This is a genomic window from Pseudonocardia sp. Ae505_Ps2, from assembly GCF_001932425.1.
In the GTDB taxonomy this organism is placed as follows: Bacteria; Actinomycetota; Actinomycetes; order Mycobacteriales; family Pseudonocardiaceae; genus Pseudonocardia.
The window spans coordinates 4,996,952-5,023,929 of sequence record NZ_MCIP01000001.1 but is presented as its reverse complement, the minus strand read 5'-3'; the positions used below and the strand labels follow the sequence as shown (position 1 = coordinate 5,023,929).

The window sequence follows — 26,978 nt, the reverse complement described above, 5'->3', positions numbered from 1 at the left end:
GGGTCGATGCCGGTGTACTTCGCCCACCCGCACTCGCCGTGGGAACGCGGCAGCAACGAGAACCTCAACCGCATCGTGCGCGAGTACTTCCCGAAAGGCACGGAAATCACCTCGGACCCGAAGTATCTGGCGATGGTGGCTTGCGATATCAACGACCGACCCCGTAAGATCCACAACTGGAAGAAGCCCTCCGAGATATTCGCCGAACTCGTTGAGCTAGATGCTTCGACCGCCTGAATTCGCCTAGACGTCGTCCAGCGGTTTCATCCCTGCTCAGTCGTGTCGCTCTCACCGATCTGCTGGGCGCCACCCGGGCTCGAACGACCTGCCAAGATCAACTAAGGCGCTGACGTGGTGATGCTTCTCGCCTACCCTGTCGAGGTCGCCGCGAGGCGGGGCTCGGCGCCTCGGCGGCTCGCCGTCGGCGGACGGTCGGCGACTGGGCCGTTCGCAGTAACCCGACAGAAGGGGCTGCCCGGAGAGGGGGAGTCGTGCGTAACTGGAACTGGTGACGGAGCGCGGTTCGGTGTAAAGATTCTCCACTCCATCGAAAAGGGGGCGTAATGCGCAACTGGAACTGGTGACTGCAGTGGTCGAGCGGAACGGTGTCTGCGATGAGGGGTGGGTGGCGAGCGTGCGCAACTGGAACTGGTGAATGCGACGACGTGTTGGTCACGATGGTCTGGGAGGTGTCGACATGCGTAACTGGAACTGGTGAGGCGTGGATGCAACGACGGGTCGAAGAAGCAGGCGGGGAGGTGTGGGCGATGCGCAACTGGAACTGGTGACGGTGACCGAGTCGGGGCGGGTGTCGAGCCATCCGGCTGTCGGCGCCGGCGGGGATCGTCGGAAAGGGGAATGCGGGATGCGCAACTGGAACTGGTGAGCGTTGTGATCGACGGACACGAGCGGAGAGGAGAGATGGCTGTGCGCAACTGGAACTGGTGACGTGGTACTGCCGTCCGAGATCGGGAAGAGGCAACTCGTGACATGTAGCCGTGTACGGATCTGAAGCACGCGCCGGCGACGTCCGGCCGGGGAAGGCGCGACGCGCGACGTCGATGAGGTGGCGGGGAGCCGTGAGTCGTCCGTGGCGACCCGCCCCTCAGAGTGCTCGCGCGGGCCGCGACATGGCCACGGCTGCGAGCCCCGCCGAGGCCACCGCGGCGGTCACCGCCACCGCCACGGCGGGGGAGGACCACTCGGCGAGCAGACCGGCAGCGAGAAGACCGAGCCCCTGCGCGCCGATCAGCCCCGCGGCCGCGAGGCCGGTCGCGCGCCCTCGCGCCTCGGCCGGGGTCCGGCGTACGAAACCGGCCTGTGCCTGGATCAGCGCGGCGGCCACGGCCGCGCCGCTGAGTGCCCACAACACGGTGATCGCCGCGACCGACGGTGCGAGCGCGCTCACCATCAACGGAACGCCGGCGGCCACGGCGAGCGGGAGCATCCACCGTTCCCGGGTTCGCTGGGGGACCCAACGCGTGAACACGATCGCCCCCACGACACTGCCGGCCGGGATGGCGGCCAGGAGCAACCCGACGGCGACCGGCCCGGCGCCGAGCTGCGCGGCATAGGGAGCAGCGACCCCCTCCGGGGCGATGTAGGTCCCGGCCAGCCAGACCACGACGGCCAGCGTGCGACGCGAGGGGTCCGCGAAGACCGTGTGCGCTCCGGCAGCGATGTCGCCCGACCAGGAACGGACCGCACCGGCGGCAGGGGCGGGCGCGGGACGAGGTGCGACCCCGTAGGCCAACACCGCCGCGGACAGTACGAAGGTCACCGCGTTCATGACCAGCGCGGCGTGCGGACTCAGCAGGGCCAGTAGCGCTCCGCCGGTCGCGAACCCGGCAACCTGCGCGAGCTGGCCCGTCACCTGACGGACGGCGTAACCGCGTTCGAGCAGGTCACCGCGCAGGATCTCCGGCAACAACGCCCCCTGCGCGGCCGAGTGCGGTGAACTTGCCAGCACCAGGACCACGATCAGGGCACACAGCACGGGCAGCGGGAGGCCGGGCCACGCCATCGGCATGACGAGCGCCGCTCTGGTGAGGTGACTGCCGATCATGACCCGCCGACGCGGATACCGGTCGGCGACCCAGCCCAACAGTGCGCCGCCCAGCAGCGCAGGGAGGAAGGTCAACGCGTACACCGCCGCCGACAGGGCCGCTGAGCTGGTGCGCTCGTAGACCAGCACCGAGAACGCCACCCGAGCGAGCTGGTCGCCCAGGATCGAGACGACCTCGGCAGACCAGAGCGCACGGAACTCGCGAAGCGTGAAGACCTCGGTCAGGCGCCGGGGCCTCGGCACGGCGGCTGCGGAGTCGGCATCGTTCATAGTCGGCCTGCTGACCATGTCACGAACAGCAACGCGTCGGACACTCAGGGTTCGAGCAAGCACACTACTAGGCGATCAACGATCGCGAACAGTCGACCACCGACCCCCGGACGTCGGCGCCGGAGGAGGAACTAGTCGCGCACCGCGGCGACCGCTTCGATCTCGACGAGCTGATCGTCATAACCGAGCACGGTCACTCCCATGAGGGTGCTGGGTGGGTCGTGGTCACCGAAGGCGTCACGGACCACTTCCCAGGCGGCCACGAGATCGGCCTGCTCGCTGGACGCGACGAGCACCCGGGTGCTGATGACGTCACTCAGCGACGCGCCGCTCTCGGCCAACGCGGTTCTCATGTTCTCGACGGCGTGCGCTGCTTGGCCTGCGACGTCCCCGACCGCCGCGGTCGAGCCGTCGGCGTGGAGGGGGCAGCTACCCGCCAGGAAGATCAGTCGTGCGTCCGCGGGCGCGGTCGCGGCGTAGGCGTACTCCGCCACGTCGGACAGGCGGGCAGAACGGATCAACCTCACGATCGTGGTCATCGGCGACGACCCTAGCCACGTCTGCCGATCCGCGCGGTCCGATTTCAGGCTCCGCCGAGCTGGTCAACCGATGTGCGCGACGAGCGTGGGGGCGGCGTCGGTCGTCGCCGGTCCGGAACCGGGCCTCCGTGGCCGCGGTGCGCTCATCGAAGGTCCAGGCCGGGGGTGATGAAGTCGCGGTAGTAGGCGACGACCGTGGAGCGGGGGATGTCGGGCCGGGTGAGCCACCAGCGTCCGAGCTGTTCGCCGACCCCGCTGATGGCGTAGGCGAAGGCGAGGCTGCGCTCGTCGTCGAAGGTCCCGAGGTGCCGGACCATCCCCGCGATCCGCGTGATGGTCTGCTCACGCAGCTCCGTGAGCTGTGCGTTCAGTTCCGGGGACAAGGCGGTGCTGGGGTTGAACAGCACCATCCAGCGGCGCGGATCGCGCTCGAGGATGCCGAAGAACACCTCGCCCGCCCGCGTGATCACGGTGCGGGCGTCGGCGCCGGCCTCGATGAGGATCTCCGGCTCGCGGACCCGGTCCTCGAGTTCGGCGCGGGCCTGTCGGACACATGCGACGAAGATGTCGTCCTTGGTGGCGTAGTGGGCGTAGACGATCGTGCGGCTGACCCCGGCCTCCCGGGCGATGTCCTCGATGCTCGTGCCCTCGAAGCCCCGATCGGCGAAGAGGCGCTCGGCGACGGCGACCAGCTGCGCTTGCCTGGCCTCGCGGGACAGGCGCCGTCGCGGGGGTCGCTCGGTCATGTACGAGACGGTACGTCGCCGCGCGGTATCGACCCGCGCCCACTCGACCGTCACCCCGAGAGCCGGCGCTCCGACACGAAATCCCACATCACAGCGGCAAGGTCGGGGCCGCGCCGGTCGACGAAGAGCCCTGTGCTGCGGGGCCCCGACCATGCGTGGCCCTGTCCGTGGATCAGTACCCGCTGGACGACGAGACCGGGGGTGGTGGGGCGGCGGTAGGTGTCGGTCTCGAAGGCGTGTCCGTCCGGCGGCGTGGAGTGCACCGCCGTGTCGGGTCGGACCGGAGTCGACGCGTCCGGGATGCGGCCCTCGATGAGTTCGCCGAGTGCGAGCCACTGCTGTACGAGTCGCTCCGCCATGACGGGCGGAACGGTGGTGTCCTGGTCACCCTGAACGACCAGGAGCGGGACCTGGCGGGCCCGTGGCCCCATCTCGGCGCGAGCCGGCACCGCCGTCTCGGCCGGTGACGGCGGGACGGGCTCCTCGGCGAACTCGCGCCGGAACCCGTACTCGCCTCCGGCCACGGACGTGACCGTCGCGAACAGGTCGGGATAGGTCACGCCGAGGATGACGGCCGTGCCTGCTCCGGAGGACACGCCGAGGGCGTGGACGCGGTCACCGTCGGCATGGTGCGTGGCCACGACCTGCCGCACGGCTCCGGCGATCAGCTCCGGCTCACCACGACCGCGGTGCTGGTGTTCGGGCGACAGCGAGTTCCAGCACAGCTGTGGGTTCCGCAGCACGGACTGTGTCGGGTAGACGACGATGAAGCCCTCTCGGTCGGCCAGATCGTCGAGCCGCGTCGTGTCCTTCATCGAGTTGAGCCCGAAGCCGGTCATCGCGCACCCGTGGATCGCGACGACGACCGCCGGCGGCGCGCCCGTCGAGCCTTCGGGCCGCGGCGGCGGGAGATGTACCTGGTAGCGCAGAACCCCTTCAGCGCTGGTGTAGGACTCGTTCCGGTCTTCGCCCCGTGGGCCTGACGGCCCGGGCAGCGCCGCCGCGAAGCCCGGCGCGACCGTCATCAGGACGAGCGCGACCGCCAGCACGATCGCGTGTCCCCTGAACCGACGTCCCGACATCCACCGACCTCCAGTAGCGCCATTGCCGTAGTTGGCACAGCGTAACTTATGGTGGACGCCATGTTCAGTTGAGTTGCTCGGCACTTCGTTGCGACAGTGGGTCTCCGTGTGCGGGAGGCCCCGCGCTGCCGCGGGATGTCGAGTCCTCCCGAGCGAGCCAGCCCCGTCAGCGGCGACGACGACGGGCCAGGGCGTGGCGGCGATTCACTCGGAGAGGGCAGAGCTGCTCTCCTCCAGGGGGCTACGCGCAGGTGATCAGGTTGGTCTTCGTCATCTCTGCGCGCCGCTCCATGAAACGTGCGAGATCAGGAGTGCTGACTGTGGATTCGCGCTCGGTCACCTACGGTGACAGAGGTGGCCAGTAGTGGCCTGGAGTCGACCTCCGACGAGGGCGGCCGACCTCGCCCCACCGGCGGGCACGACGCCGTCCACCACGTCTGTCCGTTGAACGAGGTGCTGGACCGGGTCAGTGGGAAGTGGGCGATCGGTGTGCTCACGCTCATCGGTGCGGAGGAGGTCGCGCGGTTCACCGAGCTCGAGCGGGGCATCCCGGGGATCAGCAGGCGGATGCTCACGTTGACGTTGCGGAATCTGGAGCGGGACGGGTTGCTGACCCGCACGGTGTACGCGACGGTGCCGCCCAGGACGGAGTATCGGTTGACCGAGGCGGCCCGGGAGCTCGCGCGGACGCTGTCGCTGCTCACCGACTGGGCCAAGCGGCACCAGTCGCACGTCCAGATGTCTCGGCTCGACTACGACGAGACCCACTGAGGCAGCGTGAGCAGGCGGTCGCCGTCCGGGCCGTGATCACCGCCCACGACGCCGGGTTGGCTCAGGAGCCGAACGCCGCCACGAACTGCTCCGCCGACGTCGCCCGGTAGACGGTGTTCGTCCGCTGCACCTCGGCCAGCGGGGCGTGCGACGCCGGGGAGTAGCGGTGCCCCGGGTACACCGTCGGGTTGCCCTTCAGCCCCGCCAGCTGCTGCAGCGAGTGGTACATCTGCGCGGTGTCGCCGCCCGGGAAGTCGGTGCGCCCGCAGCCCTGCAGGAACAGGGTGTCCCCGGCGACGAGCCGGTCGCCGTCCGGGTCCGGCACCAGGAAGCACTGCGAGCCCGGGGTGTGGCCGGGTGTGTGCAGCAGCCGGATCGCGACGTTCCCGACCTCGACGACGTCGTCGTGGTCGTGTGGGGTCAGGTCGGTCGCCGACAGCCCGGTCACCCGGGTCACGTAGTCGGCCTCGGCGCGCTGCACGTGGATCGGCACCGGGTGCGACCCGATCAGCTGCGCGACGCCGACGAGGTCGAAGCCCATCATCGTGCCGCCGACGTGGTCGGGGTGGTGGTGGGTGGCGAGCACCCCGGTCAGGCGCATGCCGTCGGCGTCGAGGGTCGCGACCAGCTCGTCGGGGGAGTAGGCCGGGTCGACGACGACGGCCTCGCGGGTCTCGTCGTCGCCGATCAGGTACGAGAAGTTGACCATCTGGGTGGCCACCTGGTCGCCCACGGCGTAGTCCTGGCCCGACAGCAGCTGGCGGAAGTAGAGACCCATGGCCGCGACCCTAGACATAGGGTTCGTGGCATGTCCCACCCCGCCCGGCGCGACACCCTCCGCGCCCTGCTCCCCGCCGCTGGACTGGACGCGCTGCTGGTCACCGAGCTGCTCGACGTCCGGTACCTCACCGGGTTCACCGGCTCCAACGCCGCCGCGGTGATCGCCGCCGACCCGGGGGAGGACCTGCTCTGCACCGACGGGCGCTACCGCGTCCAGGCCGCCGAGCAGTGCCCCGGCCTGGAGATCCTCGTCGAGCGGCCGAGCGCCCCGGCTGCCGCAGCCCGCGTCCGGGCCGGGCGGACCCTCGGCTACGACTCCGCCACGCTCACCGTCGACGGCCTGGCCGCCGTGCGCGACGCCGTCCCCGGCCGCCGGCTGCGCCGGGCACCCGGCCTGGTCGGGCGGCTGCGCGCGGTCAAGGACGCCGACGAGGTCGAGCGGATCGCCGCCGCCTGCGCGCTCGCGGACACCGCGCTGCGCGGCCTGCTCGACGACGGCGGCCTGCGCCCGGGACGCACCGAGGCCGACGTCGCGCGTGAGCTCGACGACCGGATGCGCCGCCTGGGCGCCGACGGCCCCGCCTTCGACACCATCCTCGCCGCGGGCCCGCACTCCGCGGTGCCGCACCACCGCCCCACCGGCACCGAGCTGCGTCGCGGCGACCTCGTCAAGATCGACTTCGGGGCGGCGCTGGACGGCTACCACTCCGACACCACCCGGACGTTCTGCCTGGGCCCGGCCGCGGACTGGCAGCGTGAGCTGCACGCCCTGGTCGACGCCGCGGCGGCGGCCGGGCGGGCCGCGCTCGTCGACGGTGCCTCGGTGGCCGCCGTCGACGCGGCGGCCCGGGACATCGTCACCGCCGCCGGGCACAGCGAGCGGTTCCCGCACGGGCTCGGGCACGGGGTCGGGCTCGCGGTGCACGAGCCGCCGTGGCTCGCGACCACCGCCACCGGGCGGATCGACGCCGGCGCCGTCGTGACCGTCGAGCCGGGCGTCTACCTCGACGGGCGGGGCGGGGTGCGGATCGAGGACACCCTGCACGTGGCCGCGGGCGGCCCGGCCAGGGCACTGACCGGGCTGCCCCGCGAGCTCATCGAGATCTGAGTGCCTCCCGCCACGGCACCGTCGCCCCGATCCGCAGCACGGACCGCTCGTACACGCGGGCCCCGGCGCGGGCCAGCAACGCCACGGCGACGATCATGACCAGCGCCGAGCCGGCCACGTGCCAGGCCGAGACGGTGCCCTGGGCGACCATCAGCGGCATGAGCATCGCCGGGAACGGCGGGATCCACGACAGGACCTGCAGCGCCGTCGCGTCCGGCGAGCCGAGGTACCAGAACGAGGCGCCGTACATCGCGAACATCAGCATCATCAGCGGCCCGGTCGTCGAGTTGACGTCCTCCTGGCGCGACACCAGCGACCCGGCTGCGGCGTAGAGGACGGCGAAGAAGGCGTAGCCGAGCACGAACCAGGCCAGCGCCGCGCCGAACACCCCGACCGCGGTACCGGTGATCGTCAGCAGCCCGGTGGCGAGCCCGGTCGCGATCCCGACGACGCCGTAGAGCAGCAGCTGGACCAGCCCGACCGCGCCGATTCCCACTACCTTGCCCCAGAGCAGGTCCAGCGGGCGGATCGTGGACAGCAGCAGCTCCACCACCCGGCTGGACTTCTCCTCGACCACGCCCATCGCGACGGTCAGCCCGAAACCGACGATCTGCATGAACATCACGATCAGCACCGCGAACGACAGTGCCGACCGCTGCCCGGCCTCCGGGTCGGTGGGGTCGAGTGCGTCGACGGTCAGCCTGGCGGGCGGGGTCGCGGCGGCCAGCTGGGACGAGGTCACGCCCACCACGGCGAGCCCGACGCCGGTGGCCCGGTCGGCCAGTGCCGCGTCGAGGACGGCCCGGGTCGTCGGGGCGAGCTCGGAGTCGACGACGGCCGTCGCGCCCGGCCCTGATTCGTCGCCGAGCAGGGCGACGTCGAGGTCCCCGGCGGCGACGGCGGCCCGGCCGTCGCCGGCGGAGGCGATCTCCCGGACGTCGACGGGTGACCCGAGCCGCTCCGCGGCGGAGGTGACGGCCGCGGCCAGTGCCGGGTCACCGGCGACGCCGACCGAGGGCCGGTCGTCGCCCGTGCCGAACAGCGAGAAGGCGATCATGCTGCCCGCGATGAGCAGGAGCATGATCGCGTTGCTGACCCAGAAGCTGCGTTTGTGCACCTGCACGCGGAACTCGCGACGAGCGACCAGCGCGATGGCGCGCCGCGCCGGCAGGGTGGTGGACGGGGCGCTCATGCGACGACTTCCCGGTACAGATCGGTCAGCGACGGGGTGGTGACGGTGAAGCCGTGCACCGGTCCGGTGGACAGGGCGGCGTCGAGGACCCGCTGGTCGTCGACGCCGTCGCCGAGCGCCAGCACGGTGCGGCCGCGCTCCTCGGCGAGCACGGTGACCCCGGTCAGCCCGTGTGCCCAGCCGGGTCCGGCGGCGGGGGCGCGCACCTCCAGCCGGGTGCCGCCACCGCGGCGGACCTCACCGACGGTGCCGACGGTCCGCATCCGGCCGGCCACGAGGATCCCGACCCGGTCGCAGAGCCGCTGCACCAGGTCGAGCTGGTGGCTGGAGAACAGCACCGGCACCCCGGCGCGGGCCTTCTGCCGCAGCACCTCGCTCATCACGTCGACGGCGACCGGGTCCAGCCCGGAGAACGGTTCGTCGAGCACCAGCACGGCCGGGTCGTGCACGAGTGCCGCGGCCAGCTGGACGCGCTGCTGGTTGCCCAGGCTGAGCGCGTCGACGGTGTCGTCGAGCCGGTGGTCGACGCCGAGCTGCTCGGCCCAGCGCAGCACCGCCCGGCGCGCAGCGACCCGGTCGACGCCGTGCAGCTCGGCCAGGTAGGCGAGCTGCTCACCGACCTTCATCTTCGGGTACAGCCCGCGCTCCTCGGGCATGTAGCCGATCGTGCGGCGGACGTCGAGGTCGATCGGGCGCCCACCGAGACGGACCTGTCCGGAGTCCGCCGCCAGCACGCCCAGGGCGATCCGCATCGTCGTCGTCTTCCCGGCGCCGTTGGAGCCGACGAAGCCGAAGATCTCGCCCGGGCGGACGTCGAAGCTCACCCCGTCCAGGGCGACGGTGCCGCCGTAGCGCTTGGTCAGCGCGTCGATCTCGAGTGTGGCGCCGGTGTCCGCCACCGGCCCGGCCCGGAGCTGCTGCTGCTGTGTGGTCATCGGTCCCTCCCCCGCTGTGGGGACCGACGCTACGAGCCGGGGGTGCCCTCGCGGATCGGCGCGAAGGACGAGATCGGTGCCGCGGCGGGGTCGTCCTCGCGGACGAGCGGGCTGCGGGGCAGCACCGCGCGGACCGTCCACCCCTGCCCGTCGCCGGGGCCGGTGTACAGCTCGCCGCCGACCAGCGCGACCCGTTCCCGCATCCCGAGCAGGCCCAGGCGGGAGCCGGTGTCGTCGGGCCGGTGGCCGGGCACCGGGCCGTCGTCGTCGACCTCCACGACGAGCGGCTCGGCGGCGCCGCCGTGGACGACCCGCACCCGGGTGGGGGTGGGCCCGGCGTGGCGCAGGGTGTTGGTCAGTGCCTCGGTGACGATGCGCCGCGCGAACAGCTCGGCCTCGCCGGGCGTCGCCGTGGGGGAGCCCTCGACGGTCACCGCGACCGGCAGCCCTGCCGCGCGTGACGGCGCGACCAGGGCCTCCAACGCGGCGGGGGACAGGTCCGCGCCGTCCGGGTCCGGCCCCAGATCGGCGAGGGCGGGCAGCGCCTCGGCGACCCGGCGGACCGAGTCCGCGATGTGCCCGAGCGCCTCGGCGCGGGCCGCCGGGTCGGCGGCGAGCCGCGCCGCCCCGGCCTGCACCGCCACCGCGGAGACGTGGTGGGCGACGACGTCGTGCAGGTCGCGGGCCACCCGCAGGCGTTCGCGGGTGAGCGCCTCGCGCACCCCGGCCTCGGTGAGCGCGCGTCGCCGGGTCGCGGTGTCGAGCCGGTGGTGGCGGACCGCGACCCCGGCCGCCCACAGCGGCACCACGGCCAGGAAGCTGAGCACGACCACCGACGCCGGGGTCCCGAGCCGGTGCCACACCCCCGCGAGGGTGCCCCCGGTGAGGACGACCAGCGTCGACACCGCCACTGCCACCGCGGACGTCACGACCGGCGCCGTCGACGCCGCGCCCCACACCAGGAGTATCCAGGTGGACTCGGCGAACGTGTTGGAGCCGTCGAGCATGGTCGCGACGAACGACGCCACTCCGGCGAGCAGCAGCGCCGGCACCGGCGCGGTCCGCCACCACGCGACGAGTGCGAACTGCACCGCCACGACCAGCGCCGCGGCCGGGTTCCCCCACGGCAGCTGCAGCAGGCGCAGGAACCCGTCGACGACCACCAGCCCGGTGTCCACGTCGCCCGCCGAGGAGACGAGCGCACCGATCAGCAGAGCCGGGACGACGAACGCGACGAGCGCCCACAGCCCGGCCCGGTCGGGCAGCGGCACCCGGCGACACCGCGCGGGCGCGGCCGGGGCCGGCACCGGGACGGCGACGGGTCCCGGTTCGGCGGCGGGGGCGCGGAGCACACCCAGGACCCGGCGCATCGCGGCCAGCACGGACCGGGCCCGTTCCCGCACGGCCCGCAGGTCGGCCTCGGTCGCGTCGGGGCCCAGTGCCCCGGCCTGGGCGACCAGACGGCGCAGACCGCTGAGCACCCCACCGCCGATCTCCTCGGCGATCCGGGACCGCTCGGCGCCCAACGCGGTGCCGTGCTGCAGCCGGTCGGTCTCGGCCCGTTCGCGGTCGGCGCGCAGCGCCACGGACCGGCTCCAGCGCCCCGCGATGGTGGCGATCACCAGCATCGGCATGACCACCATCGCGCCGCCGACGATCAGCCCGGCGTCGGTCGCCACGTCCGGCGAGACCAGCAGGCGCAGCAGCCCGGCCAGTCCGAGCGAACCGAGCCAGGGCAGGGCCACCCACGCCGCAGCGCCGACCGGTCCGCGCTGCGGCGCCCGTGCGACGGAGAACGCGAGCAGCGGCCACACCAGCGCCGCGGCCCCGCCGAGGAACGCGATCCCCGGGGCGGAGATCACGGCCAGGACCAGATAGGCACACCGCGGCCGCCGGCGGCGCAGCAGCATCGCCGCGGCCGCCGCCAGACTCAGCCCGACCGCCAGGGCCACCTCCAGCGGCAGCGGCAGCCGGTGGACGTAGCCGTAGGTGTTGACGACCAGGGCCGTCACCATCTCCTGGGCGGCGAGGATCAGCGCCAGCACCGCGAGCGCGATGTCCCCGGCTCGGCTGCCGGGCAGCGGTGCCGGGGGAGCGTCCGCGCCGGGCTCAGCCGTCGGCACCGGCGGCCCCCACCAGCCCGTGCTCGTAGGCGAACACCACGAGCTGGACCCGGTCGCGCAGCCCCAGCTTGGTGAGCAGGTTCGACACGTGGGTCTTGACCGTCGTCCCGCCGAGCACCAGCCGGTCGGCGATCTCGGCGTTGGACAGCCCGGCGGCGACCAGCCCGAGCACCTCCCGCTCCCGCTCGGTCAGCGCGGCGGCGGGTCCGGCCTGCGCGGGCGGGTCGGTCGGGACGAACGAGCCGACGAGCCGCCGCGTGACCGACGGCGCGAACAGCTCATGGCCTGCGTGCACGGTGCGCACCGCGACCTGCAGGTCCTCCGGCTCGACGTCCTTCAGTACGAAGCCGGACGCGCCGGCCCGCAGCGCGTCGTAGACGTGGCGGTCCAGGTCGAAGGTCGTCACCACCAGCACGCGGATGCCGGGGTCGCGCAACGCCCGGATCCGCCGGGTCCCCTCGATGCCGTCGGTGCCGGGCATCCGGACGTCCATCAGGACGACGTCCGGACGCAGGGTCTCGGCCAGCTCGGCGGCCTCCGCACCGTCCCCTGCCTCCCCGACGACGTCGATGTCCGGTGCCGCCGCCAGCACCGTCCGCAGCCCCGCCCGCACCACGGCCTGGTCGTCGGCCACCACCACCCGCACCGTCATGGCGCCCATCCTGGCAGGTCGCCCGCCCCTCGGGCGGGCCGGTGAACCCGGTGGCGGTACCCTGACCGACGCACGAATCCGAGATCCGAGCAGGAGAGCGCGCACGTGGCGACCACGAACGACCTGAAGAACGGCCTGGTCCTGAACATCGAGGGCCAGCTGTGGACCGTGACGGCGTTCCAGCACGTCAAGCCCGGCAAGGGCGGTGCGTTCGTTCGCACCACGCTGAAGAACGTGATGTCCGGGAAGGTCGTGGACCGGACCTTCAACGCGGGCACCAAGGTCGACACCGCGACGGTGGACCGCCGCGACATGACCTACCTGTACCGCGAGGGCACCGACTTCGTCTTCATGGACGCCGACACCTTCGACCAGATCCCGATCCCGGAGAAGGCGGTCGGCGACGCAGCGCGCTACCTGCTGGAGAACGCCACCGCCCAGGTGTCGCTGCACGAGGGGGAGCCGCTGTTCGTCGAGCTCCCGACCTCGGTCGAGCTGGTCATCTCCCACACCGACCCGGGCCTGCAGGGCGACCGCTCCACCGGCGGCACCAAGCCCGCGACACTGGAGACCGGCGCCGAGATCCAGGTGCCGCTGTTCCTGGAGAGCGGCACCAAGGTCAAGGTCGACACCCGGGACGGCCGTTACCTCGGCCGCGTGAGCTGAGGTGCGCGCACGCACCAAGGCCCGTAAGCGGGCACTGGACATCCTGTTCGAGGCCGAGGCCCGCGGTGAGGACGCGCTGTCCGTGCTCACCGCGCGCCGCGAGACCGACGACGCGCCGCCCGTCCAGGACTACGCGGCGCGGCTCGTCGAGGGCGTCGCCACCCACCAGGAGCGGATCGACCAGCTGATCGCCGAGCACGCCGAGGGCTGGGACGTCGACCGGATGCCCGCGGTCGACCGCGGCCTGCTGCGGCTCGGGATCTACGAGCTGCTGTGGGTCGACGACGTCGACGACCCGGTCGCGATCACCGAGGCCGTCGAGCTGGCCCGGACGCTGTCGACCGACGACTCCCCGCGCTACGTCAACGGGGTGCTGGGCCAGATCTCCGACATCGCCGAGCACCTGCGCGCCACCCTGTAGGCCCCGGCCGCTCGGTGCCGGTGCCCGCGCGGTCCCGGGCGGACGGTGGCCGCGTCCCCGCCGCCCCGGGACCCGGGCGTGACCGCGGTGCGATCCGCACGGTGGGGCCTCTCAGGTGTTCGTGGGGAAGCCGAGGTTCAGCCCCGCGTGGCTGGGGTCGAGCCAGCGGGTGGTGACGACCTTGGCACGGGTGAAGAAGTGCACGCCCTCGGTGCCGTGGGCGTGGGTGTCGCCGAACAGGGAGTTCTTCCAGCCGCCGAAGCTGTAGTAGGCCATCGGGACGGGGACCGGGACGTTGACGCCGATCATGCCGACCTCGACCTCGTTCTGGAAGCGGCGGGCGGCGCCGCCGTCGTTGGTGAAGATCGCGGTGCCGTTGCCGTAGGGGTTGGCGTTGATCAGCTCCACGGCGTCGGTGTAGGTCGCGACGCGCACCACCGACAGCACCGGGCCGAAGATCTCGTCGGTGTAGACGCTCATGTCGGGGGTGACGTGGTCGAGCAGGGTGGGGCCGACGAAGAAGCCGGACCCGTCGGCGTCGAACTCGCCCTGCCTGCCGTCGACGACGACGGTGGCGCCCTCGGACTCGCCGGCGTCGATGTAGCCCGACACCCGCTCCTGGGCCGCCCGGGTCACGAGCGGCCCCATGTCGCAGGAGCGGCGGCCGTCACCGGTGCGCAGGTTGCGGGCGCGGTCGGCGATCTTCGCGACGAGGGTGTCGGCGACGTCGCCGACGGCCACCAGCGCGGACACGGCCATGCAGCGTTCGCCGGCGGAGCCGAACCCGGCGTTGACGGCCTGGTCGGCGGCGAGGTCGAGGTCGGCGTCGGGCAGCACGACCATGTGGTTCTTCGCCCCGCCGAGTGCCTGGACGCGCTTGCCGTGGGCGGTGCCGGTCTCGTAGACGTGGCGGGCGACCGGGGTGGAGCCGACGAAGCTGATCGACTTGACGTCCGAGCTGGTCAGCAGGGTGTCGACGGCGGTCCTGTCGCCGTGCAGGACGTTGAACACGCCGTCGGGCAGGCCGGCTTCCGACCAGAGCTCGGCGAGCCAGAGCGCCGCGGAGGGCACCTTCTCCGACGGCTTGAGCACCACGGTGTTGCCGGTGGCGATCGCGATGGGGAAGAACCACATCGGGACCATCGCCGGGAAGTTGAACGGGCTGATGATCCCGACGACGCCGAGTGGCTGGCGGATCGAGTGGACGTCGACGCCGGTGGAGGCGTTCTCGGTCGCCGAGCCCTTGAGCAGGTGCGGCATGCCGCAGGCGAACTCGACGACCTCCTGGCCGCGGGCGACCTCGCCGGCGGCGTCGGAGAGGACCTTGCCGTGTTCGGCGGTGATGAGTGCGGCCAGCTCCGGGGCACGGGCGTCGAGCAGCTCGCGGAAGCGGAACATGATCTGGGTGCGCTTGGCGAGGCTGGTGTCGCGCCAGGCGGGGAACGCGGCCTTCGCCGCGGCGATCACCGCGGCGGCCTCGTCGGCGCTCGCGAGGGGCAGGTGCGCGGTGACCTCGCCGGTGGCGGGGTCGGTGACCTCGCAGGGCCGCCCGGAGCTGCCCTCGACCCGCGTGCCCGCGACCCAGTGGTGGAGCGTCTTCTGCAGCGTGCTCGTCATGATCCTCTTCCGTGTCGGGGCCGTGGTCGGACGACGGACGCGGCGTCGCCGGTGGTCCGCCGTCGGATCCGCTCCATCTCGTCGGACTCGGTCTACCCGCAGACGAGCCGGAGAGCGACCTGCACGACGTCACCGCGGTCGTCGGGGCGAGTCGCTCGGCCCCGTTCGCTGTTGCCCACCGCGGCGGGCCGTACGGATCGTGGTGTCCGGACCGGTCGTGCCACGACCGTCACTGTGTCGGCAGATCTGCCGAAGAATGGTCACTGTGTCGGGGTCCGGCTAGGTTGGGGCGGTGCGGATGTCCCTCCGGGAGGTGCTGGAGCTCCCCTCGGTGCTCCGGGGCCGGCCGCGCGTGCGCGCCGGCTCGGCCGCTCTCGGGGCGGAGGTGCGCTGGGTGCACGTGAGCGAACTCCCCGACGTGGCGGGAACGTTGACCGGCGGCGAGCTGGTCCTGCAGATCGGGGTGGTGCTGTCCGAAGCGGGCACCGACCTCGTCCGGTACCTCGACTCGTTGCGCGCCAGCGGGGCGGTCGGTCTGGTGGTGGAACTGGGCCGGCACGTGGAGCGGCTGCCCGAGGAACTGGTGCAGTACGCCCGCTCCGTGGGGTTCCCCCTGGTCGAGCTGCGGTCGACGGTGCGTTTCGTGGAGATCACCGAAGCCGTGCACGGCCGCGTCATGCACGAGCAGTTCGCACGTCTGGACCTGACGCGCCGGGCACACCGGGTGCTCGGACCGCTGGGGGTCGAGGGCGCCCCCGTCGAGGTGATCCTGGCTCGCTGCGCGGAGCTGGTCGACCGGGCGGTCGTGCTGGAGGACCTCTCCCACCGGGTCATCGGGTTCGCGGGCGCATCCGCACCGGAGGACATCCTGCGCGACTGGACGGCGCGCTCACGGCAGGTCCCGCCGGCGGCGGACACGATCCGGGGCGGGCCGGAACGGTGGATGGCCATCCCGGTCGGGCTCCGCCGCGCCCGGTGGGGACGTCTGGTGGTGCCCACCCGGGTCGACCAGTTCGAGGCCGAGGACGTGGCACTGGTCCTCGAACGGGCGGCCGAGGCGGTGACGATCACCCGTCTGGTGGGCGGGCCTGCCGAGGAGCTCGAGGTGATGGCCGTCGAGCGGCTGATCCGGGACGTCATCGGCGGACACGGCGGCGACGAGGCGGCCGTCGGGGCCAGGGCACAGGCCCTCGGCTTCAGCCCGGCCGGGGAGATCGCGGTGCTGATGGCCCGCGGGCGTGGCGGGGACGGCGGGCCCGATGCCGAGCTCGTCGAGCAGTTCGGCGCGGCGGTGCACCGCATCCAACGAACGGCCCTGGTCGGACGGGTCCGCCGCAACCTGGTCGTGGCTCTGCTCGACGGGGGCGACGGGGTCGACGACCGGTTGGCGAGCGAGCTCGGGGCGGGTGCGGTGGCCGTCCTGGCGCTCGGGCCCCCGGTGCGACGATGGCGGGAGCTGGCCGAGGCCCTGACCGAGGCCGAACAGATCGCCGGGATCGCCCGGCCCACGCGGCCCGGTGAGGCGGTCCGGGTGTCGCGCGGGCGGCACCTCGGTGTCCGCAGGCTGCTGTGGCAGCTGCGCGGCGAGGTACGACTGCACGCCTTCGTCGACGAACAGCTCGGACGGGTCCTCGCGCTTCCCCACGGACGACGTGAGGACACGCTGCGCATGCTCGAGTCCTACCTGGACTGCAACGGGGTGATGGCGGTGTTCGCCCGCTCGCTGCACCTGAGCCGGGCCGGGGCCTACGCGCGGCTCGACACGCTGCGTCGTGTGCTCGGCGCGGACCTCGGTGACGCGGAGGTCCGTACCGGACTGCACCTGGCGATGCTGGCGCACCGGGCCGCGACCGGTGACCAGCCGGCGCCGACCCCACCGTGAGGTGCGCCGCGCGGCACACCGGCCCCGCGCGCGGTGGCCGGGCACCGCGGGACGAGGACGGCGGCCGGGGGACTGTGCGAAAACCCCGGCCGCCGTCGTGCCGGTCGCGTCACCCTTCCCCTGGGACGCGGCCGGCGGGGCAGATCATCCCACGTGCTGTCCGGGGCGTGCCTCGGGAGGCAGGACACCCCAGTCGATCAGCTGGTCGGTCAGCTCGCCGGGGGACATGTCGTAGATGATCGCGAGCGACCGCAGGTCCTCGGCGCGGATCGAGAGCACCTTGCCGTTGTAGTCGCCGCGCTGGCTCTGGATGGCCGCGGCGTAGCGGGCCAGCGGACCCACCTTGTCCGCGGGCAGCTGCTGCAGCCGCTCCAGGTTGATCACGATCTTCGTGGCGGGCTCGCTGCCGGACGGGATGCGGCCCTCGGGGAGCAGCTCGGCCACCGGGACGCCGTAGAAGTCGGCCAGCTCGGCCAGCTTCTGCACGGTGACCGCACGGTCCCCGCGCTCGTAGGAGCCCACGACGACCGCCTTCCAGCGTCCGCCCGACTTCTGCTCGACGCCGTGCAGGGAGAGCCCCTGTTGCTGCCTGATCGCCCGGAGCTTGCCCCCGAGCGCCTTGGCGTAGTCGCCCATCGATCTCCTCGTTCCTGACGGTCCGTGCCGGTGAGGACGGACCGGCGGTCACCGGCGGTGCACCGGTGGCGTGGTCGCGCCTGCCGCGTCATCGCCCCTGTGGGTGGTCCCGTTCGGGGCGGCAGCTCCGGCGGGGGGCCGGCCTCCCGGCCGTCCCGTGCGTCGCGGCGCTGCTGCACGCGTGCTGATTGATGCTGAGTGATTGCTGATTGATACGGAGAGTAATCCTCCGGGTCCGGTCCGGCGTGGTCAAGCTCGACCCCCTGCTCGGGGGGTTGACGAGCGGTTTCCCACACGAACGGGGCAGTCCGTGTCCCTCGACAGCGGTAGCGCAGGGTACGGGCGCCGACTCCGCCACCCGCCCCTGTGGGTGCGCCTGGGCGGAACCGGGTATCGCAAGTCCCGTCCGGCCCGGCCGTCGATCATCGCGCATCGTGACAGGAACGTGACCTCAAACGAGTGGTGCCGTTGTGGCGCGGCTCGCGTTGTGACGCGCTGCGGCCGACCCGCGCGGCACCTGCCGGGTTGATAGGTTGACGCACAGCTCTTGCACGACCGTCCTTTAAGACCCGTCCGGTGAGGCGGGGAAGGAGACCACCTCGTGGCGCAGAACCGCCGCGGGGACGCCGACGCGCAGCAGCCCGCACGGGAACTGCTGTCCGCCGCCGACGTCACCCGCACCGTCGCGCGCCAGATCATCGAGAAGACCGCGTTCAGCGCCGAGGCCCCCGACGGGCTCGTGCTGATGGGCGTCCCCACCCGCGGCGTGCACCTGGCCCACCGGCTCGCCGCCGCGATCACCGACTTCGCCGGCGCCGCACCGGCGGTCGGCTCGGTCGACGCCACCCTCTACCGCGACGACCTGCGCCGCGGCCCGGCCCGTGCGCTGGAGTCCACCGCGGTGCCCGAGGGCGGTGTCGACGACCGGCTCGTCGTACTCGTCGACGACGTCCTCATGTCCGGGCGCACCACCCGCGCCGCGCTCGACGCCCTGCGCGACGAGGGCCGCCCGCGCGCGGTGCAGCTCGCCGTGCTGATCGACCGCGGCCACCGGGAGCTCCCGATCCGCGCCGACTACGTCGGCAAGAACGTCCCGACGTCGCGCTCGGAGCAGATCCTGGTCTCGCTGACCGAGATCGACGGCGGCGACGGCGTCTGGATCACCCAGGGAGAGGGGGACAGGTGAGGCACCTGCTCTCGGTCGCCGACCTCGACGCCGCCGAGGCCACCGCGCTGCTCGACACCTCCGACCGGCTGCGTCAGGCGCTGCTCGGCCGTGAGGTGCGCAAGCTGCCGACGCTGCGCGGCCGCACGGTCATCACGATGTTCTACGAGAACTCCACCCGCACCCGGGTGTCGTTCGAGATCGCCGGCAAGTGGATGAGCGCCGACACCGTGAACGTGTCGGCGTCGGGCTCGTCGGTGTCGAAGGGCGAGTCGCTGCGCGACACCGCGCTGACGCTGTCGTCGATGGGGGCGGACTGCGTGATCGTGCGCCACCCCGCGTCGGGGTCGGCGCACCGGCTGGCGCACTGGGTCGATGCCGACCGCGAGGTCACCGGCACGCCCACCGCGATCGTGAACGCCGGCGACGGCACCCACGAGCACCCCACCCAGGCGCTGCTCGACGCCGCGACCCTGCGCGACCGGCTCGGCGGCATCGCCGGGCGCCGGATCGGGATCGTCGGCGACGTCCTGCACTCGCGGGTGGCGCGGTCCAACGTGCTGCTGCTCGCGACCCTCGGCGCCGAGGTCGTGCTCGTCGCGCCGCCGACGCTGCTGCCCACCGGCGTCGAGTCCTGGCCGTGCCGGGTGTCGCACTCCCTCGACGCCGAGCTGCCCGCGCTCGACGCCGTCATGATGCTGCGCGTGCAGTCCGAGCGGATGCACGGCGGCTTCTTTCCCTCCGCGCGCGAGTACGCGGTGCGCTTCGGGCTGTCCGAGGACCGCGCGAAGCTCCTGCCCGACCACGCGGTCGTCCTGCACCCCGGCCCGATGATCCGCGGCATGGAGATCGCCCCCGCGGTCGCCGACGCCCCCAACGCCGCCGTCCTGGCCCAGGTCCGCAACGGCGTGCACGTGCGGATGGCCGTCCTCTACCACCTTCTCGCCGGAGCTCCCGAATGACCGACCTGCTGATCCGCAACACCCGGCCCTACGGCGGGGACCCGGTCGACGTGCTCGTCACCGACGGCGTCGTCGCCACCATCGGAACCGGGCTGACCACGCCCGAGGGCGCCGAGGTCCTCGACGCCGACGGCGCCGTGCTGCTGCCCGGCTTCGTCGACCTCCACGTGCACCTGCGCGAGCCCGGCGGCGAGGAGTCCGAGACCATCGAGACCGGCAGCCGGGCCGCCGCCCTCGGCGGGTTCACCGCCCTGTTCGCGATGCCGAACACCACCCCGGTCGCCGACTCCGACGTCGTCGTCGAGCACGTGCGCCGGCGCGGCGAGGAGATCGGGCTGGTCGACGTGCACCCGGTCGGCGCGGTCACCGTCGGCCTCGGCGGCGAGAAGCTCGCCGAGCTCGGCACGATGGCCGCCTCCCGCGCCGCGGTGCGGATGTTCTCCGACGACGGCCGCTGCGTGAACGACCCGCTGATCATGCGCCGGGCGCTGGAGTACGCCTCCGCGCTCGACGTCGTCATCGCCCAGCACGCCGAGGACCACCGCCTGACCGGCGGCGCCCAGGCGCACGAGGGCGCCGTCGCGGCCCGGCTCGGGCTCGCCGGATGGCCCGCGACGGCGGAGGAGACGATCGTCGCCCGGGACTGCGCGCTGGCCCGCGAGGCCGGGGCGCGGCTGCACGTCTGCCACATCTCCACCGCCCGCACGATCGACGTGCTGCGCGCGGCCAAGGCCCAGGGCGTGCGGGTGTCGGCCGAGGTCACCCCGCACCACCTGCTGCTCACCGACTCCCGGCTGACCGGCTACGACCCGGTGAACAAGGTCAACCCGCCGCTGCGCACCGCCGACGACACCCGCGCGATGCGCGAGGCACTGGCCGAGGGCGTGATCGACGTCGTCGCGACCGACCACGCCCCGCACGCCGCGCAGTACAAGGACACCGAGTGGCAGGCGGCGAAACCGGGCATGCTCGGCCTGCAGACCGCGCTGTCGGTGCTGGTCGAGACGATGGTGGAGCCGGGCCTGCTGGACTGGCACGGCGTCGCGCGGGTGCTCTCGGAGCGCCCCGCGGAGATCGGGAACCTGCCCGACCAGGGCCGTCCGATCGCGGAGGGGGAGCCGGCGACCTTCGCGCTGGTCGACCCGGACGGGGTCTGGACGGTCCGTGGAGCGGAGCTGGCGAGCAAGGCGGCGAACACGCCGTACGAGGGAATGCGGCTGCCCGGAACGGTGGTCGCGACGGTGCTGCGGGGACGCATCACCGCGCAGGACGGGAAGGTTGTGCAGTGACCGCGCTTTTGGTTCTCGAGGACGGGCGGATCTTCCGCGGTGAGGCCTACGGCGCCACCGGGCAGACCCTGGGTGAGGCCGTGTTCACCACGGCCATGACCGGCTACCAGGAGACCCTCACCGACCCGTCGTACCACCGACAGATCGTGCTGCAGACCGCACCGCAGATCGGCAACACCGGCTGGAACGACGAGGACGACGAGTCCTCCGGCATCCAGGTCGCCGGCTACGTCGTGCGCGACCCGGCCCGGCGGCCGTCGAACTGGCGGGCCACCGGCACCCTGGAGGACGCGCTGCGCACCCAGGGGGTCGTCGGCGTCGCCGGGATCGACACCCGCGCCGCGGTGCGCCACCTGCGTGAGCGCGGCGCCATGCGGGCCGGGATCTTCTCCGGCGACGCGATCGCCCCGGACGACGAGCTCGTCGAGCGGGTGCGGCAGTCCCCGCCGATGGAGGGCGCCGACCTCTACGGCGCCGTGACCACCGCCGAGACCTACGTGGTGCCCGCGGTGGGGGAGCGGCGCTTCGTCGTCGCCGCCCTCGACGTCGGCATCAAGTTCAACACCCCGCGGATGATGGCCGCCCGCGGCATCGAGGTGCACGTGCTGCCCGCCTCGAGCACCATCGAGACGGTCGAGTCGCTGCGTCCGGACGGCTTCTTCCTGGCCAACGGCCCCGGTGACCCGGCCACCGCGGACGGTCCGGTCGCGCTGGCCCGGCAGGTGCTGGAGCGCCGGATCCCGCTGTTCGGCATCTGCTTCGGCAACCAGATCCTGGGGCGCGCGCTGGGACGCGAGACCTACAAGCTCCGCTACGGCCACCGCGGCGTGAACATCCCGGTCGTCGAGCACGCCACCGGGCGGATCGCGATCACCTCGCAGAACCACGGGTTCGCGGTCGCCGGGTCGCCGGGGGAGGAGTTCGACACCCCCTACGGCCGGGCGCAGATCAGCCACTACTGCCCCAACGACGACACCGTCGAGGGCATGACCGGGCTGGACTTCCCCGCCTTCTCCGTGCAGTACCACCCCGAGGCCGCCGCGGGCCCGCACGACGCCGCGGACCTGTTCGACCGGTTCGTCGCGCTCATGACCGAGCACCCGGTCGGCTACGCCGGCGTCGCCGGGCAGCGGCCCGAGGGCACCGCGCCCGCGCCGTACCCGCAGCCCGAGTCCGACCCCGTGTCCGAGTCCGTGTCCGACTCCGAGCCGGAGCCCGAGCCGGCGCCCGCGCCGGGGATGACCGCCCAGCCCGACCCGGCCACGCCGCCGTCGGCGACCGCGGCCCCGTCGGTCGACCTGCGGCCCACCCCGCCCGCTCCGTCACCGGGCCCGGCCCCGGCCGCGGGCGGGTTCGAGCCGGGCAGCCCGGAGGTCCCGCACGGCGGGGTCCGGCCCGGCCCGGCGGCCGTCGAGCATCCTGCCGACGAGCACACCACCCGGCTGCCCGTCACCCCGCCGACCGGGACCCCGGTCTCCGGCCGCGACGAGGTCGAGCCGCCCACCAGCCGGATGCCCGCCCTCGGTCGTCCCGCCACCCCGGACCCGCTGACGGCGCCGTTCTCCGACATCGAGGACGCGCTGCGCCGCGACGGCGGCACACCCGCCCACCCGGGCGCCACCGCGGACCCGGACGCGGCGGACGTCCCGGCCGACCCGGCACCGGGCGCCGACCCGGTGTCCGGCCGCGCCCGGCCCGTCGACGACCGCCCGTGGCCGCCGCCCCACGCAGCCCCATCCACCCCGCAGCACCCGGACCGGCACGACCAGGCCCGGCAGGAGGACCACTGATGCCCCGCCGCGACGACATCGACCACGTCATGGTGATCGGCTCCGGGCCGATCGTGATCGGCCAGGCCTGCGAGTTCGACTACTCCGGCACCCAGGCGTGCCGGGTGCTGCAGGCCGAGGGCATCCGGGTCTCGCTGGTCAACTCCAACCCGGCGACGATCATGACCGACCCGGAGTTCGCCGACGCCACCTACGTCGAGCCGATCACCCCGGAGTTCGTCGAGAAGGTGATCGCCGCCGAGCGCGACAACGGCACCCCGGTCACCGCGATGCTCGCGACCCTGGGCGGGCAGACCGCGCTCAACACCGCGATCGCGCTGCACGAGAACGGCGCCCTGGAGCGGCACGGCGTCGAGCTGATCGGCGCCGACGTCGACGCCATCGAGCGCGGCGAGGACCGGCTCAAGTTCAAGGACATCGTCATCGGGGTCGGCGGCGACGTCCCCCGCTCGCGGGTCTGCCACTCGATGGAGGAGGTCCGCGCCGCCGCCGACGAGCTCGGCCTGCCGGTGGTCATCCGGCCGTCGTTCACCATGGGCGGTCTCGGCTCGGGCATGGCGCACTCGGCGCAGGACCTGGAGCGCCTCGCCGGCGCCGGGCTCGACGCCTCCCCGGTCACCGAGGTCCTCATCGAGGAGTCGGTGCTCGGCTGGAAGGAGTACGAGCTCGAGCTCATGCGCGACCACCACGACAACGTGGTCGTCATCTGCTCGATCGAGAACATCGACCCGATGGGCGTGCACACCGGTGACTCGATCACCGTCGCCCCGGCGATGACGCTGACCGACCGCGAGTACCAGCACATGCGCGACGTCGGCATCGCCGTGCTGCGGGCCGTCGGCGTCGACACCGGTGGCTGCAACATCCAGTTCGCGATCCACCCCGAGACCGGGCGCCTGGTCGTGATCGAGATGAACCCGCGCGTCTCGCGGTCCTCCGCGCTGGCGTCGAAGGCCACCGGCTTCCCGATCGCCAAGATCGCCGCGAAGCTCGCCGTCGGCTACACCCTCGACGAGATCCGCAACGACATCACCGGCGAGACCATTGCCGCGTTCGAGCCGTCGCTGGACTACGTCGCGGTCAAGATCCCGCGGTTCGCCTTCGAGAAGTTCCCCGGCGCCGACCCCGAGCTGACCACGACCATGAAGTCGGTCGGCGAGGCGATGGCGCTGGGCCGCTCGTTCCCCGAGGCGCTGGGCAAGGCACTGCGCTCGATGGAGCGGGACCGGGCCGGTTTCTGGACCGCCCCCGACCCCGAGGGCGAGCCGGAGTACACCGTCCCGGTCGACGGCCGCATCTACGAGGTCGAGCGCGCCCTGCGCAGCGGCCAGTCGGTCGACGACGTCGCCAAGGCCTCCGGCATCGACCCCTGGTTCGTCGACCAGATCGCGCTGCTGGGGGAGATCCGCGCCGAGCTCGAGGCCGCACCCGTCCTCGACGCCGACCTGCTGCGCCGGGCCAAGCGCCACGGCCTGTCCGACCGCCAGCTCGCCGCCGTGCGCCCCGAGTTCGCCGGCGAGGACGGCGTGCGCACCCTGCGCCACCGCCTCGGCATCCGGCCGGTCTACAAGACCGTCGACACCTGTGCCGCCGAGTTCGCGGCGAAGACGCCCTACCACTACTCGGCCTACGAGACCGACCCCGCGGCCGAGTCGGAGATCGCCCCGCAGACCGAGAAGCCGAAGGTGCTGATCCTCGGCTCCGGCCCGAACCGCATCGGGCAGGGCATCGAGTTCGACTACTCCTGCGTGCACGCGGTCATGGCGCTGCGCGCCGCCGGGTTCGAGACCGTCATGGTCAACTGCAACCCGGAGACGGTGTCCACCGACTACGACACCGCCGACCGCCTCTACTTCGAGCCGCTGACCTTCGAGGACGTCCTGGAGGTCGTGCACGCCGAGCAGGCCTCCGGCACCGTCGCCGGGGTCATCGTGCAGCTCGGCGGGCAGACCCCGCTGGGGCTCGCCCAGCGCCTCACCGACGCCGGGGTGCCGGTCGTCGGGACGTCCGCGGCCGCGATCGACCTGGCCGAGGACCGCGGCGCGTTCGGCGAGGTCCTGCACAAGGCCGGCCTGCCCGCCCCGGAGTTCGGCATGGCCACCTCCTTCGAGCAGGCCAGGGGGATCGCCTCGCGGATCGGCTACCCGGTGCTCGTGCGGCCGTCCTACGTGCTCGGTGGACGCGGCATGGAGATCGTCTACGACGAGGCGACCCTGGCCGGCTACATCGCCCGCGCCACCACCATCTCCCCGGACCGCCCGGTGCTGGTCGACAAGTTCCTCGACGACGCCATCGAGATCGACGTCGACGCCCTGTGCGACGGTGAGGAGATCTACCTCGGCGGGGTCATGGAGCACATCGAGGAGGCCGGGGTCCACTCCGGTGACTCCTCCTGCACGCTGCCGCCGATCACGCTGGGCTCCTCGGTCCTGGCGAAGGTCCGCGAGGCCACCGCCGCCATCGCGCACGGCGTCGGCGTGCGCGGGCTGCTCAACGTCCAGTACGCCCTGCACGGCGACGTGCTCTACGTGCTGGAGGCCAACCCGCGGGCGTCGCGGACGGTGCCGTTCGTGTCCAAGGCGACGTCGGTGCCGCTGGCCAAGGCCGCCGCCCGGATCATGCTCGGTGCCACCATCGCCGAGCTGCGCGCCGAGGGCCTGCTCCCGGCCACCGGCGACGGCGGAGCGCTGCCCGCCGACTCCCCGGTCGCGGTCAAGGAGGCGGTGCTGCCGTTCAACCGGTTCCGCAACACCGCGGGCCAGGGCGTCGACCCGCTGCTCGGCCCGGAGATGAAGTCCACCGGCGAGGTCATGGGCTTCGACTCCGCCTTCGGTCCGGCCTTCGCCAAGTCCCAGGCCGCCGCCTACGGCTCGCTGCCCACCTCGGGCACGGTGTTCGTGTCGATCGCCGACCGCGACAAGCGGGCGATGGTCTTCCCGATCCGTCGCCTGGCCGACATGGGCTTCCAGGTCCTGGCCACCGAGGGCACCGCGGAGATGCTGCGCCGCAACGGGATCGACGTCACCGTGGTGCGCAAGCACAGCGAGGGATCCGGCCCGGACACCCCCACGATCGTCGACACCATCCTCGCCGGTGACGTCGACCTGATCGTCAACACCCCGGTCGGGAACCCCGGCCCGCGGGTGGACGGCTACGAGATCCGCGCCGCCGCGGTGTCCCGCGGTGTCCCGTGCATCACCACGGTGCAGGGGACCGCGGCCGCGGTGCAGGGCATCGAGGCGCTCGCCTCGGGCGGGCTCGGTGTGCGGTCGCTGCAGCAGGCGCACGCGGCGCTGAAGGCCAAGGCGTGAGCATCGCCGCCCGGCTCGGCGAGGCCGTTGCCGCCCACGGGCCGCTGTGCGTCGGGATCGACCCGCACCCGGCCCTGCTGGCGGCCTGGGACCTCACCGACGACGCCGACGGCCTCGCCGCGTTCGCCGACCGCTGCCACACCGCGTTCGCCGGGGCGGTGTCGGTGGTGAAGCCGCAGTCGGCGTTCTTCGAGCGGCACGGCTCGGCGGGCGTCGCGGTGCTGGAGCGGCTGCTCGCCGGGTACGCGGGCACGGGCACCCTGACCCTGCTCGACGCCAAGCGCGGCGACATCGGCTCCACCATGGACGGCTACGCCGACGCCTACCTGCGCGTCGGCGCGCCGCTCGGGGCTGACGCGCTCACGTTGTCGCCCTACCTGGGGTTCGGGTCGCTGGAACCGGCCCTGACCGCGGCCGACGAGGCCGGGCGCGGGGTGTTCGTGCTGGCCCGGACGTCCAACCCGGACGGTGCCGCGGTGCAGTGCGCCACGGCGCCGGGCGGGGTGTCCGTCGCCCAGCAGATGGTCGACGAGGCCGCCGCGCGCAACGCCGGCGCACAGCCCGGCGGGGCGGTGGGGGTCGTCGTCGGCGGCACCCACGACCACGGCCTGGACCTGAGCGCGCTGAACGGTCCGGTGCTGGTGCCCGGGCTCGGCGCCCAGGGCGCGAGCCCGGCCGACGTGGTGGCGCGGTTCGCGGGCACCACGGGCCCGGTGCTGCCGGTGTCGGCCCGCGGGGTGCTCCGGGCGGGCCCCGACCCGTCCGCGCTGCGTGACGCCGCGCACGCCCTGAGCGAGGAGCTGGCCTCGGCGACCGCCGGATCGCACTGAACCGGACCGGCCGACGTCGGTGTGCGGGGGACCGGTGCCACGTCCGGCACCGGTCCGCTCACCGACCGCGGCCGTGGCCGTCGGCGACGCCGGACGCGCCGGGAGGGCGTCCGGCGGTCCGTCGTGCCGGTCGGGAGCCCCCCGGC

The 26,978-nt window shown here is 73.1% G+C and carries 21 protein-coding genes and 2 pseudogenes; 12 read left to right on the top strand and 11 right to left on the bottom strand.

The features are described 5' to 3' along the window. Positions 1 to 237, top strand: a pseudogene (locus tag Ae505Ps2_RS23530) (IS30 family transposase); the annotation flags it as partial. Positions 238 to 1,105: 868 nt separating this feature from the next. On the opposite strand, the gene Ae505Ps2_RS23525 reads toward Ae505Ps2_RS23530, so the two are convergent. The 4 genes from Ae505Ps2_RS23525 to Ae505Ps2_RS23510 form a co-directional block, all read right to left on the bottom strand. Then, positions 1,106 to 2,335: an MFS transporter gene (locus tag Ae505Ps2_RS23525; protein WP_084786524.1), complete on the bottom strand. Its 1,230-nt coding sequence runs from the start codon at positions 2,333 to 2,335 to the stop codon at positions 1,106 to 1,108. A 131-nt stretch (positions 2,336 to 2,466) separates the two neighbouring features. After that, positions 2,467 to 2,874, bottom strand: coding sequence for a Rid family hydrolase (locus Ae505Ps2_RS23520; protein WP_020624299.1), 408 nt, complete (start codon positions 2,872 to 2,874; stop codon positions 2,467 to 2,469). 143 nt (positions 2,875 to 3,017) lie between these two features. Continuing rightward, the gene (locus Ae505Ps2_RS23515) at positions 3,018 to 3,620 is read right to left on the bottom strand and encodes a TetR/AcrR family transcriptional regulator (protein WP_075306069.1); all 603 of its coding nucleotides are present in this window, start codon (positions 3,618 to 3,620) and stop codon (positions 3,018 to 3,020) included. Between the two features lie 50 nt (positions 3,621 to 3,670). Next, positions 3,671 to 4,786 (bottom strand): PHB depolymerase family esterase, encoded by a 1,116-nt coding sequence (locus Ae505Ps2_RS23510; RefSeq protein WP_139318707.1) that lies wholly within the window; start codon positions 4,784 to 4,786, stop codon positions 3,671 to 3,673. Positions 4,787 to 5,146: 360 nt separating this feature from the next. On the opposite strand from Ae505Ps2_RS23510, the gene Ae505Ps2_RS23505 reads away from it, so the two are divergent. Beyond that, entirely contained in the window at positions 5,147 to 5,473 is a 327-nt protein-coding gene (locus Ae505Ps2_RS23505; protein ID WP_075311713.1) for a helix-turn-helix domain-containing protein, read from the top strand. Positions 5,474 to 5,534: 61 nt separating this feature from the next. Here the strand turns inward: Ae505Ps2_RS23505 and Ae505Ps2_RS23500 are convergent, their stop codons facing one another. Next, the gene (locus Ae505Ps2_RS23500) at positions 5,535 to 6,251 is read right to left on the bottom strand and encodes an MBL fold metallo-hydrolase (protein WP_075306073.1); all 717 of its coding nucleotides are present in this window, start codon (positions 6,249 to 6,251) and stop codon (positions 5,535 to 5,537) included. 30 nt (positions 6,252 to 6,281) lie between these two features. On the opposite strand from Ae505Ps2_RS23500, the gene Ae505Ps2_RS23495 reads away from it, so the two are divergent. Then, on the top strand, positions 6,282 to 7,361 hold the full coding sequence (locus Ae505Ps2_RS23495) for a Xaa-Pro peptidase family protein (RefSeq protein ID WP_075306075.1): 1,080 nt from the start codon (positions 6,282 to 6,284) through the stop codon (positions 7,359 to 7,361). On the opposite strand, the gene Ae505Ps2_RS23490 is transcribed toward Ae505Ps2_RS23495, so the two are convergent. Genes Ae505Ps2_RS23490 through Ae505Ps2_RS23475 form a run of 4 tightly spaced genes read right to left on the bottom strand, consistent with a single transcriptional unit; the run spans position 7,348 to position 12,263 of the window. Beyond that, positions 7,348 to 8,553: an ABC transporter permease gene (locus Ae505Ps2_RS23490; RefSeq protein WP_075553997.1), complete on the bottom strand. Its 1,206-nt coding sequence runs from the start codon at positions 8,551 to 8,553 to the stop codon at positions 7,348 to 7,350. The genes Ae505Ps2_RS23495 and Ae505Ps2_RS23490 overlap by 14 nt on opposite strands. Further along, on the bottom strand, positions 8,550 to 9,488 hold the full coding sequence (locus tag Ae505Ps2_RS23485; protein ID WP_075553996.1) for an ATP-binding cassette domain-containing protein: 939 nt from the start codon (positions 9,486 to 9,488) through the stop codon (positions 8,550 to 8,552). Before Ae505Ps2_RS23485 ends, Ae505Ps2_RS23490 begins: the two co-directional genes overlap by 4 nt. Positions 9,489 to 9,517: 29 nt before the next feature. Further along, positions 9,518 to 11,611, bottom strand: a complete 2,094-nt coding sequence (locus tag Ae505Ps2_RS23480; protein ID WP_075306081.1) for a histidine kinase — start codon at positions 11,609 to 11,611, stop codon at positions 9,518 to 9,520. Beyond that, on the bottom strand, positions 11,598 to 12,263 hold the full coding sequence (locus Ae505Ps2_RS23475; protein ID WP_075306083.1) for a response regulator transcription factor: 666 nt from the start codon (positions 12,261 to 12,263) through the stop codon (positions 11,598 to 11,600). The genes Ae505Ps2_RS23480 and Ae505Ps2_RS23475 overlap by 14 nt, the downstream gene beginning before the upstream one ends. 105 nt (positions 12,264 to 12,368) lie before the next feature. Between Ae505Ps2_RS23475 and efp the strand changes: the two genes are divergently transcribed. Then, the gene (efp, locus tag Ae505Ps2_RS23470; protein ID WP_020625794.1) at positions 12,369 to 12,929 is read left to right on the top strand and encodes an elongation factor P; all 561 of its coding nucleotides are present in this window, start codon (positions 12,369 to 12,371) and stop codon (positions 12,927 to 12,929) included. A gap of 1 nt (position 12,930) precedes the next feature. Beyond that, the gene (gene nusB / locus Ae505Ps2_RS23465) at positions 12,931 to 13,350 is read left to right on the top strand and encodes a transcription antitermination factor NusB (RefSeq protein ID WP_020625793.1); all 420 of its coding nucleotides are present in this window, start codon (positions 12,931 to 12,933) and stop codon (positions 13,348 to 13,350) included. Positions 13,351 to 13,461: 111 nt separating this feature from the next. Here the strand turns inward: nusB and Ae505Ps2_RS23460 are convergent, their stop codons facing one another. Then, positions 13,462 to 14,967 carry a CoA-acylating methylmalonate-semialdehyde dehydrogenase gene (locus Ae505Ps2_RS23460; RefSeq protein ID WP_075553995.1) on the bottom strand — a complete coding sequence of 502 codons (1,506 nt, stop codon included), beginning with the start codon at positions 14,965 to 14,967 and terminating at the stop codon, positions 13,462 to 13,464. A 298-nt stretch (positions 14,968 to 15,265) separates the two neighbouring features. Between Ae505Ps2_RS23460 and Ae505Ps2_RS34060 the strand changes: the two genes are divergently transcribed. Next, positions 15,266 to 16,849, top strand: a complete 1,584-nt coding sequence (locus Ae505Ps2_RS34060) for a PucR family transcriptional regulator (RefSeq protein WP_075311715.1) — start codon at positions 15,266 to 15,268, stop codon at positions 16,847 to 16,849. Between the two features lie 144 nt (positions 16,850 to 16,993). On the opposite strand, the gene Ae505Ps2_RS23450 is transcribed toward Ae505Ps2_RS34060, so the two are convergent. Then, on the bottom strand, positions 16,994 to 17,485 hold the full coding sequence (locus Ae505Ps2_RS23450; protein WP_020625790.1) for a transcriptional regulator: 492 nt from the start codon (positions 17,483 to 17,485) through the stop codon (positions 16,994 to 16,996). Positions 17,486 to 18,086: 601 nt separating this feature from the next. Between Ae505Ps2_RS23450 and pyrR the strand changes: the two genes are divergently transcribed. From pyrR to pyrF, 6 genes and pseudogenes are all read left to right on the top strand, one after another. Further along, complete coding sequence (gene pyrR / locus Ae505Ps2_RS23445; protein WP_075553994.1) at positions 18,087 to 18,671, top strand: bifunctional pyr operon transcriptional regulator/uracil phosphoribosyltransferase PyrR; 585 nt, start codon at positions 18,087 to 18,089, stop codon at positions 18,669 to 18,671. Further along, complete coding sequence (locus Ae505Ps2_RS23440; protein ID WP_075306086.1) at positions 18,668 to 19,612, top strand: aspartate carbamoyltransferase catalytic subunit; 945 nt, start codon at positions 18,668 to 18,670, stop codon at positions 19,610 to 19,612. The genes pyrR and Ae505Ps2_RS23440 overlap by 4 nt, the downstream gene beginning before the upstream one ends. Continuing rightward, positions 19,609 to 20,901, top strand: a complete 1,293-nt coding sequence (locus Ae505Ps2_RS32765; RefSeq protein WP_075306088.1) for a dihydroorotase — start codon at positions 19,609 to 19,611, stop codon at positions 20,899 to 20,901. Before Ae505Ps2_RS23440 ends, Ae505Ps2_RS32765 begins: the two co-directional genes overlap by 4 nt. Continuing rightward, positions 20,898 to 21,998 (top strand): annotated as a pseudogene (carA, locus tag Ae505Ps2_RS33680) (glutamine-hydrolyzing carbamoyl-phosphate synthase small subunit); the annotation flags it as partial. The gene Ae505Ps2_RS32765 and the pseudogene carA, both read left to right, overlap by 4 nt. A 692-nt stretch (positions 21,999 to 22,690) precedes the next feature. Then, a complete protein-coding gene (gene carB / locus Ae505Ps2_RS23425; RefSeq protein WP_075306090.1) occupies positions 22,691 to 26,002 on the top strand; it encodes a carbamoyl-phosphate synthase large subunit in 3,312 nt (1,103 codons plus the stop codon). Beyond that, a complete protein-coding gene (pyrF, locus tag Ae505Ps2_RS23420; protein WP_075306092.1) occupies positions 25,999 to 26,832 on the top strand; it encodes an orotidine-5'-phosphate decarboxylase in 834 nt (277 codons plus the stop codon). Before carB ends, pyrF begins: the two co-directional genes overlap by 4 nt. Positions 26,833 to 26,978: the final 146 nt, after the last annotated feature.

Coding starts and splice junctions, on each gene's coding strand:
- carB (WP_075306090.1), top strand. CDS start 22,691: ATGCCCCGCCGCGACGACATCGACCACGTCATGGTGATCGGCTCCGGG.
- Ae505Ps2_RS32765 (WP_075306088.1), top strand. CDS start 19,609: ATGACCGACCTGCTGATCCGCAACACCCGGCCCTACGGCGGGGACCCG.
- Ae505Ps2_RS23495 (WP_075306075.1), top strand. CDS start 6,282: ATGTCCCACCCCGCCCGGCGCGACACCCTCCGCGCCCTGCTCCCCGCC.
- Ae505Ps2_RS23490 (WP_075553997.1), bottom strand. CDS start 8,553: ATGAGCGCCCCGTCCACCACCCTGCCGGCGCGGCGCGCCATCGCGCTG.
- Ae505Ps2_RS23475 (WP_075306083.1), bottom strand. CDS start 12,263: ATGACGGTGCGGGTGGTGGTGGCCGACGACCAGGCCGTGGTGCGGGCG.
- Ae505Ps2_RS23485 (WP_075553996.1), bottom strand. CDS start 9,488: ATGACCACACAGCAGCAGCAGCTCCGGGCCGGGCCGGTGGCGGACACC.
- Ae505Ps2_RS23500 (WP_075306073.1), bottom strand. CDS start 6,251: ATGGGTCTCTACTTCCGCCAGCTGCTGTCGGGCCAGGACTACGCCGTG.
- Ae505Ps2_RS23515 (WP_075306069.1), bottom strand. CDS start 3,620: ATGACCGAGCGACCCCCGCGACGGCGCCTGTCCCGCGAGGCCAGGCAA.
- Ae505Ps2_RS23525 (WP_084786524.1), bottom strand. CDS start 2,335: ATGAACGATGCCGACTCCGCAGCCGCCGTGCCGAGGCCCCGGCGCCTG.
- Ae505Ps2_RS34060 (WP_075311715.1), top strand. CDS start 15,266: ATGTCCCTCCGGGAGGTGCTGGAGCTCCCCTCGGTGCTCCGGGGCCGG.
- Ae505Ps2_RS23460 (WP_075553995.1), bottom strand. CDS start 14,967: ATGACGAGCACGCTGCAGAAGACGCTCCACCACTGGGTCGCGGGCACG.
- Ae505Ps2_RS23450 (WP_020625790.1), bottom strand. CDS start 17,485: ATGGGCGACTACGCCAAGGCGCTCGGGGGCAAGCTCCGGGCGATCAGG.
- Ae505Ps2_RS23520 (WP_020624299.1), bottom strand. CDS start 2,874: ATGACCACGATCGTGAGGTTGATCCGTTCTGCCCGCCTGTCCGACGTG.